Origin of the sequence: Ensifer oleiphilus, assembly GCF_013371465.1 — a bacterium.
Lineage (GTDB): Bacteria > Pseudomonadota > Alphaproteobacteria > Rhizobiales > Rhizobiaceae > Ensifer > Ensifer oleiphilus.
In genome coordinates this window covers 165,136-181,991 of sequence record NZ_JABWDU010000008.1, presented here as the reverse complement: position 1 = coordinate 181,991, position 16,856 = coordinate 165,136, and the positions used below count along the sequence as shown (strand labels likewise).

Below are 16,856 nucleotides of genomic sequence, written 5' to 3'. Positions count from 1 at the left end.
GCTTGGTTTACGCCTTGAAAAACGGCTTGAATTCCGGCGCCGGTTCCCGGTCGGAATAGATGTAAAGGATGATGCCGTTCGGATCCTTGATCGCAAAGCCGCGGTCGCCCCACGGATGATCTTCGATCGCAGCACTCGGTTCCAGGCTCGATGCGGTGATCTGAGCGTAGTCCGCGTCGACATCGGAAACGCAAAAATTGTAGGTCAGGCCGGCAGGGTTGCACAAAGCCTGCCCCGCCTGCGGCTCCATGAACTGCAGCGATTGCCCGCCCTCGAATTCAAGACTGATGTACCAGCCGCAATCAAAGACAACCTTTGCGCCGAGGTGGTTTGTGTAGAAGTCTCTTGTTTTGTCGATCCGCTGCGTGGTGATGCAGGGGGAGGCGGTCATGGGTCGCATTCGTTTCTCCAATTCGGCGTGGCTCATGAAGCGTCTGCATTTCAGCAAACGGCTCAGGAGGGCATGACCGAGGCGATCTCGACCAGGCAGCCATTGATGTCGCGGACATAGCCGACGATCTGGCCCCAGGGCTTTTCCTCTGGCGGCTTCAAGGGGCTCGCACCCGCAGCGACGGCATTGCGATAGGCCTCATGAGGATCGGCGAAGATCAGAACCAGCTCGAATCCCGCCGCCAGATCGGTCCTGCGGTTGGCGCGGATGGCAAAGCCGTTCATCTCGGCCATCGCTTCGCCGGCAAAGGCAAGCGTCGTCTGGCCCGTCTCCATTTCGGCATAGAGATTGCTTTCGTGGACGAACTTGCGCTTGAGACCGAAGGCGGCCTCGTAGAAGGAAACGGTCGCCACCACATCGGCAACGTAAAGAATGGAATAGCCAAGGGTTGCCGTCACGTCCTGTTCTGCATGGTTTCGCGTGTTGTCTACTGCGCGCTTTCGTCGGTCTAGATAGCTGTTGTCGGCGGCGCAATCTTGAACAAATCGGACATTACTCGCCGAGTGTAACGAGCGTGACGTCGGGGAGACGGGCCGGTGAGAAGCCGCCCATTCGGCGAAAGGCGCGGTTCATGTGCGCCTGATCGGCGTAGCCGGCCTCCAGCGCTGCCTCGGTCGGGCTCAGCCGGTGGTCCCGAAGGAGGCGCAGGGCGCGGTGGAACTGCAGGATGGCCGCAAAAGCCTTCGGCTTCAAACCGATCGCCTTGAGGAAGATACGCTGGACAGTGCGTTCGCTGATCTTGTGCATGGCAGCGACGTCCCCGACGCGGAGACGACCGCCGGCCGCATGGAAGGCGCTGATCACGCTCGCACTAATCGGTGCGGGCTCGAGGCGGCTGCCAATGCTGCGCTGACGGACGAAGGCAGTCAGACGTGCGGCCAGTTCGGCATGGTTGAGGGCTGGGCTGCAGAGGTCCTTCAAAACGGGCAGAGCAGCGAACGCGTCGTCGCCAACAAGGTTGTCATCAGCCAATGTTGCAGGAGCAAATCCAAGAATTCTCTCGAAGAAGCCGGGGCGCATGCGAATACCGACAAATCCCATGCCCGGCTCCAGCGCAACGTCGTAGAACCGTGTCGTCGGTCCCGTCACCACAACCGTGATGGCCTTGAGCGGCGTCAGCCGTGCGTCAAACCGCAGGATGATGTCGCAACGCCCGTCCGGCAAGACACGGTACGTCCCGTTGCGATCGCTGGTCGAAACCCAGACGGCCTCGAACCCGCTCTCATGGTCGGCAAGTGCGGGGAGTTCGGTGTAGCGAAGAGATGCCGTCATTCGAAAGCCAAAGTCAGAGTTTTCCCACCTTCTCGCCCGGGTGACCAGCCGAGTGCGGGGCAACCGCGTCGCTCCGGAACCCGGCGAAAGCCGTCCGCGGTCGCAGCGCTTCGATACACGTTAAGAGGGTGGATATAAAGGTATCTGAACCTGGCTGGTCGCGCGGCGCGATGGCGTCGGCCCAGCGCTGTTGCAATGATTCGGCGTCACGTCAGCTCATGCGATGAGGCCAACGGGCAGGACGATCCTGGCGGATAGCCCGCCTGTAACCCGATTTTGCAGTTCCAACGTCGCGCCGGCGTGATCGAGTGCGAGTTCGGCGATGCTGAGACCGAGACCGCTGCCGATTGCCGCCTTGAAGCGGCCGCGGAAGAAGCGCTCAGTGACGTGCGGCATTTCTTCCGCCGGGATGCCGGGGCCGTCATCATTGATCGTGATCGCCACGGTGCCCTCATCGGTTTCCAGCGAGCAATGGATCGCACCGCCGGCCGGCGAATGATGCAGTGCGTTTTCCATCAGATTGCGCGCGGCAAGCCGCAGCAGATCCGCATTGATGCTCACCCGCAGATGGACGAGGCAGGGATCGATTGCGACTGTGGCCGCGCTGCCGGTGTGGCCGAGCAGTTCGTTCCGGAGCGAAATCAGCATCTCGCCCGGATTGACGTCGCCCGTTGCTCGCGTCGCTACCGACGCTTCGACCGAGGCGATGTCGAGCAATTGCCGGACAAGCCGTCCCGTTCGGTCGACGCCGGCGACGATTTGGCCAAGCGCCTTTTCGCGGATTTCGGCATCGTTGCTGGCAAGCGCCACCTGGGCCTGGGTCTTCAGCCCGGCAAGCGGCGTTCTGAGCTCATGGGCGGCAAAGGCGATAAAATTCTGTTCGCGCTGACGCGCGCCGGCGACGCGGCCGAAGAGACCGTTGAGTGCGCCAAGCACCGGGCTGATCTCGCTCGGCGTCGCTGTTTCCTTGATGGGGTGCAGGTCCGAAGCATCGCGCGCGGAAAGATCGCCTGCCAGCTTTCTGAGCGGCGCCAGTCCACGCCCGACGCTTAGCCAGATGAGCGTCGCAAGCAGCGGTATGATCAGGAGGGCCGGAAAGAGCAGGCCCTTTACGACGTCGTTGACCAGCCTGTCGCGAATACGAAGGTTGTCGCCGACGAGCACGCGCACACCAAGCTCGGCGTTTTCGACCGCGTAGACCCGCCATGTCTCGCCATTGATCACCGTTTCGGAAAGGCCGGTCGCATGCGCCGACAGGGTCGTGTCCGGTGCGCTTTCCGACTTGCCGATCAGTGTGCCGTCCAGCGACCAGATCTGGCAGGAGAGTTGGCGGTCGTAATGCGGATGGTCGAGCACCGGTATCTTCGCCTTCGTCTGCGCCGGCCTGTCCGGGTCGATTTCCTGGTTGACCACGAGCGAACTCACCATCTTCGCCGCTTCCATCAGCCGGGCGTCGAGCACCTGTTCGACCTCGGCGCGGGTGCTGAAGAAGATCCAGAGAGTGGCTGACAACCACATGAGCCCGGTGGTGACGAGCAGGATGAAGAAGAGGCGGGCGCGGATCGATCGCATCAGCTGTCGCCGCCGAGACGGTAGCCGATGCCTCTGACGGTTTCGATCAGGCCGGGGCCGAGCTTGTTGCGCAGGTGATGGATATGCACCTCGACGGCGTTGCTTTCGACCTCTTCCTGCCAGCCGTAGAGCTTGTCCTCCAGCGTCGCCTTGGAAAAGATCGCGCCGGGTTGCGACATCAACGCATGCAGGACCGCGTATTCCCGGCGCGAAAGCCGCACCGGGGTGCCGGCCTTCTCCACCGATTGCCGGGCCGGATCAAGCCGGATCGTCGCCCATTCGATAAGGGCGGTCGAGCGGCCGGCGGAGCGGCGCGCGAGCGCGCGCAGCCGTGCGGCCACCTCATCGAGATCGAAGGGCTTGCCGAGATAGTCGTCTGCGCCCATGTCGAGCCCGCTGACGCGATCGGCGACCGTGTCGCGGGCCGTCAGCAAAAGCACGGGCGTGTCGTTGCGCGCATCGCGCAGCTTTTTCAGGACGTCGGTGCCGGAACCATCAGGCAGCATGAGATCAAGGACGACAGCGTCGAAGCTGCCTGCCGCAAGTGCTGCTTCGGCACTCTCGCGGGTGGCGACGGCATCGGTGGTGAAACCGGCAAGCGCCAGCCCGACCTTCAGCCCATCCCGCAAAATGTCATCGTCTTCGACAATCAGTACCCGCACTCAAGATCTCCACGACATAATCGGCCAGGGTTGTTTAGCACGTCCCTTAAGGCAGCCTTAAGGTAGCGCATTCCTTTGGGGGTCATCGTAACAACCCCTTCGAGTCGATGAATGTCCGATAAAGACCAGCCGAACCCATTGCCGTCAGCGACAACCCATATGAGCGTCGGCGGCACGCTGACGCGCCGCAGCCTTTTCGTCGGCGCAACCGCCATCCTGCTGTCGGGTTGCGCGGCAACGGCGCGCCCAACACCGAAGCCAGTGGTGGTCGAGCCGCCGCCTCCGGTCAAGGGCAGCGTTCCGGCAATGTATCAAGCGATGCCGAACGAGCCGTTTCCCATTCCCGAGGTCAACGTCTCCGAGGTCGATCCGAAGTTCTGGCGCCAGGAAGTCGATTATCCGACGCAGGAGCGCCCCGGCACGATCATCGTCGATACGCCGGCGAAGTATCTCTACCACGTGCTGCCCGGGCAGCGCGCCATGCGCTACGGCATCGGCGTCGGTCGAGAGGGTTTCGCCTGGTCCGGGCGGGCGGTCGTCGCTTACAAACGCAAGTGGCCGCGCTGGACGCCGCCGGACGAAATGGTGGCGCGGCAGCCGAAGCTCGAACCCTACAGCATCAAGAACGGCGGTATGGGGCCGGGCCTGAAGAACCCGCTCGGCGCACGGGCGCTCTATATCCACAAGGACGGCAAGGATACGCTTTACCGTATCCATGGGAGCCCCGAAGCGCGCTCGATCGGCAAGGCCGTCTCGTCCGGCTGTATTCGCATGCTCAATCAGGATGTGGTCTATCTGCACGATCAGGTCCGCGACGGCAGCCCGATTGTCGTCATCCCCGACCCGTCGAAAGCGCATCTCGCCAAGAGCTGATTGCGGCTTGGCGCGCCAGCGACGGTCGACCGTCCGGCGAACTTAACCGTCTCTGGCCCATTCGGGGCCAGAGTTTGGACGCGCTGGCACCTGGCGCGATCAGTGGCTTGCGGGTCTCAGGCGGCTCCAGATCGGGCCGACGATGTTGCCCATGACGGCAATGGTCACGGCACCGACGACGATCGCGAGCAGTGCCTGTTGCGCGGACGTGGCGATCCAGCCGACAAGGCCCGGGGCAAAAGCCACCGCGTGGGTCACGACTTCGGAAATGTCGTGGATGATATGTTCTGGGCCGGCATATCCCATCTGGGCAAGGCCATGGACGAGAATGCTGCCCCCGACCCAGAGCATTGCCGCAGTGCCGATGGCCGCGAGAAATTTCAGAAAGACCGGCATGCCGATGACCAGACCGCGACCGATGGCCCGCAGCGCTGAAACGGAGGTTTTGGCCAGCGCGACGCCGGCATCGTCGGCTTTGACGATCAGGCCGACGACGCCATAGACGGCAAGCGTGATGGCAATGCCGACCGCGGCAAGCACGGCACCCTGCATGTAGATGCTGGCATCGGCGACGGTTGACAGGGTGAGCGCCATGATCTCCGCCGACAGGATGAAATCTGTGCGCACGGCGCCGGCGACCTTCTCGTTTTCAAGCGCGACCGGGTCGGTCTTGTGCCCGAGCACGGCAGTTTCGTGTTCGTGGGCCGCGTGCGGAAAGAAGACCCCATAGAGCTTCTCGGCGCCCTCGTAGCACAGGTAGATGCCGCCCAGCATCAACAGGGGCGTGATCGCCCAAGGGGCGAAATAGCCGAGCAGCAGCGCACCGGGCAAAAGGAACAGGAGCTTGTTCTTCAGCGAGCCGAGCGCAATGCGGCCGATGATCGGCAGTTCGCGTTCAGGCGTCAAGCCGACGACGTAGCGCGGCGTCACAGCCGCGTCGTCGATGACCACACCCGCCGCCTTGGCGCCAGCCTTTGCGGTCTGCGCGGCGACGTCGTCGAGCGAGGCAGCCGCCATTTTGGCGATGGCCGCGATATCGTCGAGCAGGGCGATGAGACCAGTAGCCATTGAACGCTAAGCCTTTGTGCTGGAATTCGGTTCGAGCGGTTGCTCCTCAAGGCTTCGGCAGTAACCACCGTGGCGTGTCGAGTCAACGACATGCCAAGACCTGCGGTTTCGAACACCACTTCGTGAGGCGAAAAGGGCATCTCCTTCATTGACGTTTGACGAATTTCGATTTACGACTGATGAAATACGAAAATCGTCAGTCGTAAATCGAAGGCAAAACTCTATGGACGACAGCATCGACCAGCTGAATGCCGCGCATCAGGAAAACGTTTTTCGGATTCTGGAATCTGCCGAGCGACTGTTTCGACATTTCGGCTATTCGAAGACCAATGTCGCCGATATCGCCCGCGATCTCGGCATGTCGCCGGCCAACATCTACCGCTTCTTCGCCTCCAAGGCTGAGATCCATCAAGCGATCTGCGGTCGCCTGCTGGATGCGAGCTACCAGCAGGCGGCCGAGATCTGTCGGCTTCCTGTAAGCGCCGTCGAGCGCTTGCGGCGATATTTGCACGCACAGTACCAACTGACCGTCGAGGTCATGCTCGACGACCAGAAGGTCCATGAAATGGTGGTGATCGCCATGGAGCGGGACTGGCACGTGATCGACATGCACATCGACCGTCTGCATGCCCTTTTCGCCGACGTGATCCGCGAGGGGATTGAAGCGGGGGAATTCCCCGAGCAGGACGTCGACATCGCCTCCCGATGTTTCGGGGCAGCCACAGTGACCCTCTGTCATCCGCAGATGGTGGCGCAATGCCTCTCGAAGGCCAATCGGGCGACACCCGAGCAATTGATCGAGTTTGCGATCAAGGCCCTGAAAAACTGACCAAACTGCGGCCCTCATGTGAGCCGTATGGCTGCTGCCACCCTAGGAGTGCGGAAATGCCCTTGCCCGTTCAAACCCGTCTTCGCTTCGCACGGAGCGGAAGGATCGTCTTTCTTGCCGCGATCTCTCTCGTGCTTGCAGCCTGCTCCGAGGAAGCCGAGGAAGCCAAGCCGGTCGTGCGTCCGGTCAAGGTGGTCGAAATCGGCGATGTCGGCCAAGCACGTCAGATGAGCTACTCCGGCATTGTGCGCGCTCGTACGGAGATGAATCTCGGCTTTCGCGTCAACGGCAAGATCACCGAGCGGCTGGTCAATGTCGGCGATCGGGTGAAATCAGGTGATCCGCTCGCCCGCATTGACGCGACGGACTATGAGCTATCGGTCAAGAGTGCGGCCGCAAACCTCGAGGCCGCCGAGCGTCAGGTCGAGACGACTGCATTGGTGCGCGCGCGCGCCGAACAGCTCTTTGCCAGGAAAGTCGCCTCCAAGGCACAACTGGATCAGGCGACACTCGGCCATAACCAGGCGGTTGCCACGCGCGACGCCGCAAGCTCGGCGCTCTCGCAGGCGAAAAACCAGGTGACCTACACCCAGCTGGTGGCCGACCGCGGCGGCATCGTCGCGGCAATCTCCGCCGATGTCGGTCAGGTCGTCGGCTCCGGCACCCCTGTCGCCACCGTCGCCGTCGATGGCGAAAAGGAAGTGCTGATCGCCGTCCCGGAGGTCGATGTTGCCAATTTCAAGCCGGGCATGGCGGTCAAGGCCGGCTTCTGGTCGGATCAGGGACTGATGCTCGATGGCAAGGTGCGCGAGGTGGCCGGCAGTGCCGAACAGCCGTCGCGAACCTTTGCGGTGCGCGTCAGCCTGCCCAACGATCCCCGCGTCCTGCTTGGCATGACCGCAACGATCCTGGCGTCGGCTGACAACGCCGAACGCCGCATCTCGGTGCCCCTGAGCGCTCTGGCACAAAAGGACGGCGGGACAACGGTATGGGTTGTCGATCGCGACAGCCAGACCGTGAAGAGCCGGATGATCACCGTTGCCGACTTTACCGGTGAGGGCGTGCGCGTGGTCGACGGGCTGAAGCACGGCGACCTGGTGGTGGCCGCCGGCACGCAGTTCATGACCGAAAACCTCAAGGTCGCGATTTCGGGCGATGTCGACCGCCAGTCTGCTGCCGCCGACAAGACTGCAGCCGCCGAAATCGTGCGCTGAACCAACCCAACCGCGGAATGATGCCGATGTCCCAGTCCACCGAAGAAAAGCGGCCTTTCAATCTTTCGCGCTGGGCGATCGCCCATCCCAGCATCGCGCGGTTCCTGTTCGGCCTGATCATCATCACCGGTGCGCTCGGTCTGATGCGCATGGGTCAGAAGGAGGACCCCGACTTCACCTTCCGCGTCATGGTGGTGCAGGCTTTCTGGCCGGGCGCCTCGATTCAGGAGATGGAGGACCAGGTCGTCAACAAGATCGAGCGCAAGCTGCAGGAGACCCCGCATCTTGATTTCGTCCGCTCCTACACGCGCGCCGGAAGCGCGATCATCACGCTGCAGGTCGAGGGCGACACCAATGCCCAAGAGGTGGCCGACGCGTTCTATCAGGTCCGCAAGAAAGTCGGCGATATCGCCAACGAGTTGCCGGAAGGGCTGCTTGGGCCCTATTTCAACGACGAGTTCGGCGACACCTTCATAACTCTCAATTCGCTGAGCGGCGACGGTTACAGCTATCCCGAACTGAAGAAGTTCGCGATCCAGGCGCGCGACATGCTCTTGACGACGCCCGGCGTCGAGAAGGCGGTCATTCTCGGTGACCAGCCCGAGAAGATCTACATCGACGTCTCCTCGAACGTGCTGGCCGCGCGTGGGCTGACGCTCAACGATCTCAGAAACACCATCGCCGGTCAGAACAATGTCGATCCGGCAGGTTCGGTCGACACCAGCTCGCGCTCGGTGCGCATTTCCGTCGAGGGTGGCCTCGACAAGGTCGAGGATCTCAGAAACCTGAGTCTGCGGGCCGGCGGGGAGGTCACCCGTCTCGGCGATATCGCCACAGTCTCCTCAGGGCTGGAGGATCCCTACTCGCGCAAGTTCCGTTTCAACGGACAGGACAGCGTGCAGATCGGCGTGGTGATGGCCAAGGGCTTCAAGGTCACCGATGTCGGCGCCGCCGTCGAGGAGACCTACAAGCGTTTTGAGGCGTCTCTGCCCTATGGTGTCGTTGTCGATCAGATCTCCAACCAGCCGGAAGTGGTCACCGAAGCCGTTGGCGAATTCATGAAGGCGCTCGGCGAGGCGCTGGTGATCGTGCTCGTCGTTTCGTTCCTGTCGATCGGCTGGCGCTCGGGCCTGGTGATCGCCATCACCATCCCGCTGGTGCTGGCTGCCACTTTTGCCATCATGTACGAACTTGGCATCGACCTGCAGCGCATATCGCTTGGCGCGCTGATCATCGCGCTCGGGCTTCTGGTCGACGACGCCATGATTGTCGTCGAGATGATGGAACGCAAGCTGGAGGAAGGGCTCGTCAAGGTCGAGGCCGCCAGCTTTGCTTATACCTCGACGGCTTTCCCGATGCTGACGGGCACGCTCATCACCACCGCCGGGTTCATTCCGGTCGGCTTTGCCGCCTCGACGGCGGGCGAATATGTACGCTCGCTGTTTTATGTGGTCGGTATCGCTCTGGTGGTGTCGTGGTTCGTCGCCGTCTATTTCACGCCCTGGCTCGGCAACATGATCCTGAAGCAGCGCGCCCATGCCGGCGGCCATCACGATGTCTTCGATACCCGCTTCTATCGCCGCCTGCGCTCGACGGTGTCCTGGGCGGTGCATCACCGCGTCATCGTGCTGTCGATGACGCTCGTCGCCTTCTTCGTCAGCCTGTGGGCGTTCCAGTTCATTCCGAAGAACTTCTTCCCGCAGTCCTCCCGCCCGGAAATCCTCGTCGATCTCTGGCTGCCGGAAGGCACCAGCATCAAGCAAGTCGAGAGTGAGGCAAAAGAGCTCGAAGCCCGGATGATGGACGATGCGGACAAGCGTTTCATCGCGACCTACATCGGCGAAGGTGCGCCGCGGTTCTTCCTGCCGCTCGACCAGCAGCTGCGCAATCCGAACTTCGCCCAGCTTCTCATCATGGCCAACGACGAGCCGGCGCGCGAACGGCTGATCGTCAAACTGCGCAAGATCCTTGCGGAGGATTTTCCCTCGATCCGCTCCAAGGTCGATCGTCTCTTCCTCGGCCCGCCGACCGGCTGGCCTGTGCAGATGCGCATCATGGGACCGGATCGCCAGGAGGTGCGCCGCATCGCCGACCAGGTGAAGGCGAAGTTCGCGGAAAACCCGCAACTCGGTGCGGTGCATGACGATTGGCTGGAGCCGGTGACGGCGATGAAGCTGGTGATCGACCAGGATCGCGCCCGCGCGCTCGGCGTCACCTCGCAACGCGTCCGGCAGATGCTGCAGGCGACCATGTCCGGGGTGCCGCTCGAAAATTTCCGCGATGGCGAAGAAACCGTCTCGATCGTCGCCCGCGAGCCAGATGCGACCCGCGCGCTGCTGTCATCGGTGGAATCGATCTATATCCCGACCGATTTCGGCAGCTTCGTTCCGCTCTCGCAGGTCGCCAAGGTGGTGCCCGTGCTTGAGCAGGGCATCGAATGGCGCAGGGATCGCCTGCCGACGATCACCGTTCGCGGCACCTTGCCCGATGGTGTTCAGCCGAATGACGTGGCGTTGAAGATGTATGGCGAGATGCAGACGCTGCGCGATAGCCTCGCCCCCGGCTATAGCGTCAGCATCCAGGGTGGGGCGGAAGACGCGGCCGAAAGCCAGGGCTCGATCGCCGCCAAAGCGCCGATCATGCTGGCGGTCATCGTCGTGTTGCTGATGGTCCAGCTCCAGCATTTCGGCAAGGCTATGCTGGTTCTGGCAACCGGTCCGCTCGGGATTATCGGGGCTGCCGCAGCACTGTTGATCAGCGGGGCGCCCTTCGGTTTCGTCGCGATCCTCGGCGTTATCGCGCTGCTCGGCATCATCATGCGCAACTCGATCATCCTGGTGGACCAGATCGACCAGGACATTGCCGCTGGCATGGATCGCTCCGAAGCCATCATCGGCTCGGCCGTGCGCCGGTTCCGTCCGATCATGCTGACGGCGCTGACCGCGGTTCTGGCGCTGATCCCGATCTCGCGCGGTGTCTTCTGGGGGCCTTTGGCCTATGCGATGATGGGCGGCATCCTTGTCGCCACCGTTCTGACGATCCTGGTGCTGCCGGCCGGCTACGCGCTGTTCTTCGGCCGAGAGCCGAAGCGGCAGGAAACCGAGCCGGAAACCATTGAAGCGGACGATGCCGAACCGGCAGCGGCGATCATCTATCCCCCAGCCGTTGCAGCCGAATAGCTGAGCCGGCGGGCAGATATCCGATACCGGCGGGAGGCGATAAGGACGATTGCATGAAAGGGGCGCCGTCATGGCTACTTGCGAGCTCGGCGGCGGCCCCGGAAGGAGTGGTTGGCGGAGGTGGGCGGGGGACCGTGAAAAGGTGCCGCTGCTTTCGCCACAAACCGATGCTCCTCAGGGCATTATGCAGTAGGGTCGCCGGCGTTCAGGTGACTTTCAGGGGATTCGGGTGAAGCCAAGCGTTCTCTTCTGCAGCATGATGGTCTGCAAACTCTGGGTGCCGTCGATGGCGCATGCGGAATGGCAGGCGGTGGAAAAGACCCACACCTATGCTATTTCGGGTCAGACCGGAGCTGAACTTTACGCGTCGATCGGCGAGCGTGGGCCAAAGGTTGGTGGGCTGGTTCGTGCCATCGCGCACACCGATTTCAAGCTGACCTGGACCAGGAAATACGAGCCGCAACGCAACAACGCCTGCACGCTCGTGTCGGCAAAGCCGAAGCTCATCATCACCTATACGCTGCCCAAGCCGTCAAAGCCGCTGCAGGGCGCCATGGCGCAGAATTGGGAAACCTTCATCTCAGGCGTTCGCAGCCACGAACTGGTGCACGGCGACTTCATCAAGGATTTAGTGAAGGCGATCGAGAGTACGTCGGTGGGGCTCTCGGTAGACGCTGACCCCAACTGCCGCAAAATCAGGACGGAGCTGACAAGACGTCTGGGAGAGCTATCTGTTGCCCAGCGTCAGAGAAGCCGGGAGTTCGATCGGGTCGAACTGAGCGACGGCGGCAACATCCACCGGCTGATCCTCGCTCTCGTCAATGGTACCGGAAGCCGCTGAGAGGCGCATGCTTGTCCTCGCATTTCCGGTTCAATCGGCGTGGCGATTTGATCGCCAACAGAAGCGCTGAAACAAGCCATCCGCAAAGGCGCAAGGTGATAACCACATGTCGTCCCATGCCGGCAGCATTGCCGGGCACAGGTGACATGTCAGCCGTTCGCATTCGCCGTCAGCAGGCGGTGGTCAACGGGTGCGCCTGCCGTGGTTCTCGTGGTTCGCGTCGTCTTCCGGCTCGTTTGTTCGGCCGGCTTACTTCATGAACTCCCTGATCTTGTAGGCGACCTCGGTACGGTTGGTCGCGTTTAGCTTTTTCATGATGTTTCTGATGTGGACCTTCACGGTGCTTTCACACAGATCCATCTCGTAGGCGATGATCTTGTTGGCCTTTCCACGGCGCAAGGCTTCGGCAACCTCGATTTCCCGCGGCGTGAACAGGCTGTCAGAGCATCGGGCGCCGTTCACGACCGAGTTGATTGCCTCCCTCATCGTCAGGATGCTGCTCGCCGGAACGAAGACGCCGCCGGCGCGCGCAAGCGCGATCGCTTCGGCAGCGACATTGATCCCGACATTGCTTGGAATGTAGCCACGGGCACCGCATTCCAGCGCTTTGAGAATCTGGCCGAGTTCGTCCGTCTCGGCGACCACGATCACCGGGCTGTATTTGAACTTTTCAACCAGTGCTTCGATTTTTTCGCAGACGGCAAGGTCGCCAACTTTGCCGCCGCCGACGATCAGAAGAACCGCCGAGGGGTCGGTCTGCAACTTTCGGGTGCGCCACTCGTCAAAGGATCCGACGGTAACGATCGTTAGGCCCGGATCGTAGCCAGTCAGGCTTTTCGACAGGCATTCCCGGTCGAGGGCGCGAGGATCGATCAGCAGGATGTAGTCGAAATCCTCTTCCTGATCCGTCATGTCCGAACCGCTCAAGCCTTGGGGGAGGGATTGTTCCAGTGCGCTTGGGAAGGATGTCGGTCGCGTTGTGGAATTTCTTGCAATTGTCGCTGTACGAATATCCATTGAAATTTCTCCTTTTTATTCTTATTTTGTCAGGTGTAAAAATTCTAGATACAAGTATAAGTACTAATATACCTTCGGGTTCCTCTCATGATTTTGTTATTATATATTGCCAATCAGATCACATATATTGTTGCTCTGCATTAACATAGGTTAACGTATTCGCAATCAATCAACCGAGGTCCGTGCGGAGATAGCCCGGGTCGAAATCAACCAATTCCGCCAGTCGTCGGCGATCGAGAAATTCGACGATGCCATTCCTGAAAGATAACAACCCCTTCAACCTCATCTCCTTCAAAACGCGGTTGATGTGTACGGACGACAGCCCGACAGCGTCGCCGATGTCGGACTGCGTCAGGGGGCATTCGAAACCGTCGAAGCCTGATCTGCTCGGCTTGCCGGCTCGCACCGCCAGCTCGAGCAGCAGATGCCCGGTGCGCTCCAGCGCGTCGCGGCGCGCGATGTTTGCCAGCCGCTCGGTCATTCGCACCTGACGTTTGAGCATCTCGTGCACGAAATTCTGTTGGATCCTGGTCGAAAGATTGGGTCCACCGGTGCCGGGTGGCACGGCAAATTCATAGACGGTCACGTCCGAGAGGGCCTGGATGGTCTCTTGCGTCAGCTCGGAAGACAAGGTCCAAACCATGTCTCCGCGCAGCATGAACTCGACAACGATCCGCGTGCCGTTCGCCAGAATCTTGCGACTGACACTCCAGCCGGAGATGAAGAACAGAACGCACGACCTCCCCTCGGGCTCGAACAGAATAGAGCCCGCCGGGAACACCCGCTTTCGCGCGACAGTGAGTTCCGACCTGTGTTGGTTCGTGTCGAAACTCGACGTTTCACCGCGCTGTTGCGAGCCTATAAATGCCCCAAGTTGCCCCACCATAAAGGTGCACTCTCTCTTCGGTCTACTCGATTGTACTTAAGTATATAGCAAACAACCGGTGGTTAGGAATATTACCCAAGATGGTTAGTAATGATGGGAAATCACATCGATATCAGCTTAATCCGGCCGGGTGGGCAGGGCGGTAAGGAGCTGAAACGCCTGGGTTTTAGCTGTGAGTAGTACCAATCGCCTCACGAGGGGAGCAGGTAACCCGCAACGGTCAGAGGCCGCTCGACCAGGCGTAGCCGGCCAAGCCTTGTTCATTCGGCACAACCGCAGGCTGGGTCTTCCGGTTCGCGCCGCGGTTCTGGTGCTTCTCAAGGCATTCTCGCAGCAGCGAGATGCCGTCGCGGGCCTGATTGAGGATGGAGGCGTGGGTCTCGGGATCGATGCCCCTGCGGGCTGCGTCCTCAAGCAAGGCGGCGACATGTTGTGCGGAGACGTCGGCTTCACCGGCAAAATACTCCGACCGGCCGACGAACTGGAAGAAGCCGTCGACCTTCGGATCCCAACCCAGACCGACCTGCGGCACGCCGAGCGAATAGGCGGCGATGCAGGCGTGCAGACGATGCGCCAGGATAACCTGCGTCGACGCGATAATGTTGACCAGTTCCTCGGGCGTTTTGGGGCGGGGGGCGAGATAGAGATTGCCGCTGTCGATTTGCCCCGCGAGGCCGTCACCGCTGAGAATGCGCCGCGCAAAGATCTGGTCTTCCTGCGCCCCATTGGTGAAGAGACAGATCCTATATCCGGCTTCGAGTAGCATGCTCAGCAACCGATGATAGTCTTCGATATGCCTAAACGGAATTCCGTGCGACCCGTGGCCCGCGTGACGCCGCAGGATCAGCGGGTCGGTGACGCAGATGCCGATCGCCCGGTCCTCAGACTTCAGCGGCTCGAGCGCGTGGCTCGCGACGATCTCCCGAACGAGCAATCCGGGGTCGGGCAGTATCCGGGCGTGCGGGCCGGCTGGAAAATGGCCGAACCAGTTGCGGCTGGCGATCGTATCGCGGACCGAGACATGGACCAGCTGGCTCTCCTCGATCCTGCCGAAGAGCTGTCTTGCCTGTGGCGACCAATCCCGGCTGGTGCCGACGGCATAGATTGCGAGCGGCTTGCCGCTGCGTTTGACACAGTCGAGCGCCGCTCCCACCTTCAGCGGGAAGTTCAGGTCATCGTCCTGAAACAGGTTTCCCCCGCCGATCACGACGGCATCGGCAGCCTCGATCTCCTTGAGCCATTCGACCTGCAATCGGCGCAGTGTCGGGGCAAGCGCCTGCCTGACGACCAGACGGCGCGCAAATGCGGGCAGTGCCTGCAGCACCTTCAGCAATTGCCGGCGCCGCCCACCACCGCCGGTGCCGAAAGCGGTCCTGCCGGCGAGATCGATCGTCTTGACCTCCAGCCCTTTTGCGCCGCGAGCGAGTGCGGTCTCAAGGCACTGAGCAAGAACGCCGTCACCGAGGTTTTCGCTGTATTTGACGTTGAAGACGACCACCTTCATCAGGAGCCTCCCATGCGGCGCGGGCCAGCCGCGGCGATCAGTCGTGGTCGGGGTGCTGCCGTCTCGGCGATTTGCAGGCATGTCAGCGCCGACACGCTGCCGGCGAGGATGTAGAACAGCAGGCCCAGGTCATAGACGGTTCCGGAAACGAGAGACGTGCTGAGAGCGGCGATAATTCCGGCTTTTGCTGCCCGTAGCGCTGCAAGACCTTCCACACGCCGCTGAGCCGCCGACGGCACGCGCGCGCAAAGGATGGTTGCGACGAAGATGCAGAAGATGACCAGCCCGAGAACACCGACATTCGACAGGAGGACCAGCAGATAGCTGGAGGCGCGTGCGCTTCCCAGACCCGCGCCCATGCCGAAAGTGTTGACGAACGCCTCATAGGCGGCCGCGTTCCACATGGCGCGCTCGCGGCCGGACTGGCTGTCGACCTTTGACAGGAGCATCTCATCGAGAAAGTCGTAAACGGTCGACACCATCTCCGGAAACATGTTGACGACCATGAGCAGGACGAGCGGCACGATGAGGAAAAGGGCGGCGAGAAACACGGGGCGTCCGGAATTGTTCCCTTGGAAGACCGTGACGATCGACCGTATCCAGAGAAACGGGAAGACGACGGCCAACCCAAGCAGCGCGGTCGCAGACGTCGAAAATACAAGGCCCGCGAGCGAGGCAAGGGCCAACGCTGCCGTCACCCGCGAGCGGACCCGGTCGAGCCAGAGGCTCGCTGTCGCGGCAAACAGCACCAGAGTGTAGTCGGCAAAGGCCGATGCCTCGGGGAACGATCCGGAAATCCGTTTCAGCCCGCCCTTTTCCGCCGCGGTCAGAAGGGCGTAGTTGGCCGTTCGCACCACGCTCAGCAGATACTCTGTGCCGGAGAAGTAGGTGACGATGTCGGCGGCCGCGAAGGCGAGATTGACCGCTGCGGTAATGAGGATGGCGTTGACGAGGTGCGAGGGAGCCGCCGGGCGGCGCATATAGGCGTGGCAGAACCCGAAACAGGCAAGCCCACCAAGCGCGTAGACGGCCTGCGTTATGTTGTTGGATGAAGACCTGAGCGGCGACAGCGCTATGAAACTTCTCGCACCGACAGATCGTTCGACCGTCATTACATCGACGGCCCCCTGGAACAAGCGAGGCGACAGGATCGCGGTCAGCACGCCAAAAAGCGTGAGCACCATCAGCCAGAAGCCGGAGCCGGCCGGCGCGAAGGCTGCCAGCACCGGGCCTTCGCCATAAGCCATCAGGATCCTGACACCGAAAAACAGCAGGAAGACATTGGGAACAAGGATGGACGCGCCGCCAAGGGCTGGAAGGTTGATCGCCGCCGCCGAGCCCAGCGTGGTGGAAACGACCATGAACGTCAAAGCCCAATGGATGGGCGCCATGAGCACGCCCAACCCCACGAGTACGGTAACGAAGCCGATCAGTTCAAAGCTCATGCCACCCGTTCCAGTTCATGAAACGATCCTATCAAAGGGGGCA

At 61.5% G+C, this 16,856-nt stretch carries 15 protein-coding genes; 5 read left to right on the top strand and 10 right to left on the bottom strand.

The genetic code is table 11. From position 1 onward, the window contains the following. Positions 1–7 precede the first annotated feature (7 nt). The 5 genes from HT585_RS25515 to HT585_RS25495 form a co-directional block, all read right to left on the bottom strand. The gene (locus tag HT585_RS25515; protein ID WP_176355600.1) at positions 8–400 is read right to left on the bottom strand and encodes a VOC family protein; all 393 of its coding nucleotides are present in this window, start codon (positions 398–400) and stop codon (positions 8–10) included. Between the two features lie 53 nt (positions 401–453). Continuing rightward, positions 454–849 (bottom strand): VOC family protein, encoded by a 396-nt coding sequence (locus HT585_RS25510; protein ID WP_176355599.1) that lies wholly within the window; start codon positions 847–849, stop codon positions 454–456. 94 nt (positions 850–943) lie between these two features. Continuing rightward, positions 944–1,723, bottom strand: coding sequence for a helix-turn-helix transcriptional regulator (locus tag HT585_RS25505; RefSeq protein WP_176355598.1), 780 nt, complete (start codon positions 1,721–1,723; stop codon positions 944–946). A gap of 216 nt (positions 1,724–1,939) precedes the next feature. Then, entirely contained in the window at positions 1,940–3,295 is a 1,356-nt protein-coding gene (locus HT585_RS25500) for an ATP-binding protein (protein ID WP_176355597.1), read from the bottom strand. Further along, complete coding sequence (locus HT585_RS25495) at positions 3,295–3,957, bottom strand: response regulator (protein WP_176355596.1); 663 nt, start codon at positions 3,955–3,957, stop codon at positions 3,295–3,297. Before HT585_RS25495 ends, HT585_RS25500 begins: the two co-directional genes overlap by 1 nt. A 111-nt stretch (positions 3,958–4,068) precedes the next feature. Between HT585_RS25495 and HT585_RS25490 the strand changes: the two genes are divergently transcribed. Then, positions 4,069–4,830, top strand: a complete 762-nt coding sequence (locus HT585_RS25490) for a L,D-transpeptidase (RefSeq protein ID WP_425513787.1) — start codon at positions 4,069–4,071, stop codon at positions 4,828–4,830. A 99-nt stretch (positions 4,831–4,929) separates the two neighbouring features. Here the strand turns inward: HT585_RS25490 and HT585_RS25485 are convergent, their stop codons facing one another. After that, a complete protein-coding gene (locus HT585_RS25485; protein WP_176355595.1) occupies positions 4,930–5,898 on the bottom strand; it encodes a DUF808 domain-containing protein in 969 nt (322 codons plus the stop codon). 223 nt (positions 5,899–6,121) lie between these two features. Between HT585_RS25485 and HT585_RS25480 the strand changes: the two genes are divergently transcribed. The 4 genes from HT585_RS25480 (at position 6,122) to HT585_RS25465 (ending at position 11,961) form a co-directional block, all read left to right on the top strand. Then, positions 6,122–6,727, top strand: coding sequence for a TetR/AcrR family transcriptional regulator (locus HT585_RS25480; RefSeq protein WP_176355594.1), 606 nt, complete (start codon positions 6,122–6,124; stop codon positions 6,725–6,727). A gap of 56 nt (positions 6,728–6,783) precedes the next feature. Beyond that, a complete protein-coding gene (locus tag HT585_RS25475; RefSeq protein WP_176355593.1) occupies positions 6,784–7,941 on the top strand; it encodes an efflux RND transporter periplasmic adaptor subunit in 1,158 nt (385 codons plus the stop codon). Positions 7,942–7,967: 26 nt separating this feature from the next. Beyond that, the gene (locus HT585_RS25470; RefSeq protein WP_176355592.1) at positions 7,968–11,120 is read left to right on the top strand and encodes an efflux RND transporter permease subunit; all 3,153 of its coding nucleotides are present in this window, start codon (positions 7,968–7,970) and stop codon (positions 11,118–11,120) included. A gap of 256 nt (positions 11,121–11,376) precedes the next feature. Further along, on the top strand, positions 11,377–11,961 hold the full coding sequence (locus tag HT585_RS25465) for a DUF922 domain-containing Zn-dependent protease (protein WP_176355695.1): 585 nt from the start codon (positions 11,377–11,379) through the stop codon (positions 11,959–11,961). Positions 11,962–12,210: 249 nt separating this feature from the next. Here HT585_RS25465 and HT585_RS25460 read toward each other — a convergent pair whose 3' ends face one another. From HT585_RS25460 to HT585_RS25445, 4 genes are all read right to left on the bottom strand, one after another. Beyond that, positions 12,211–12,873 carry a response regulator transcription factor gene (locus HT585_RS25460; RefSeq protein ID WP_176355591.1) on the bottom strand — a complete coding sequence of 221 codons (663 nt, stop codon included), beginning with the start codon at positions 12,871–12,873 and terminating at the stop codon, positions 12,211–12,213. Between the two features lie 274 nt (positions 12,874–13,147). After that, positions 13,148–13,621, bottom strand: a complete 474-nt coding sequence (locus tag HT585_RS25455; RefSeq protein ID WP_246707936.1) for a Crp/Fnr family transcriptional regulator — start codon at positions 13,619–13,621, stop codon at positions 13,148–13,150. Between the two features lie 463 nt (positions 13,622–14,084). Continuing rightward, positions 14,085–15,368: a polysaccharide pyruvyl transferase family protein gene (locus HT585_RS25450; RefSeq protein ID WP_176355589.1), complete on the bottom strand. Its 1,284-nt coding sequence runs from the start codon at positions 15,366–15,368 to the stop codon at positions 14,085–14,087. Then, a complete protein-coding gene (locus tag HT585_RS25445) occupies positions 15,368–16,813 on the bottom strand; it encodes a hypothetical protein (protein ID WP_246707934.1) in 1,446 nt (481 codons plus the stop codon). The genes HT585_RS25450 and HT585_RS25445 overlap by 1 nt, the downstream gene beginning before the upstream one ends. Between the last annotated feature and the right edge of the window lie 43 nt (positions 16,814–16,856).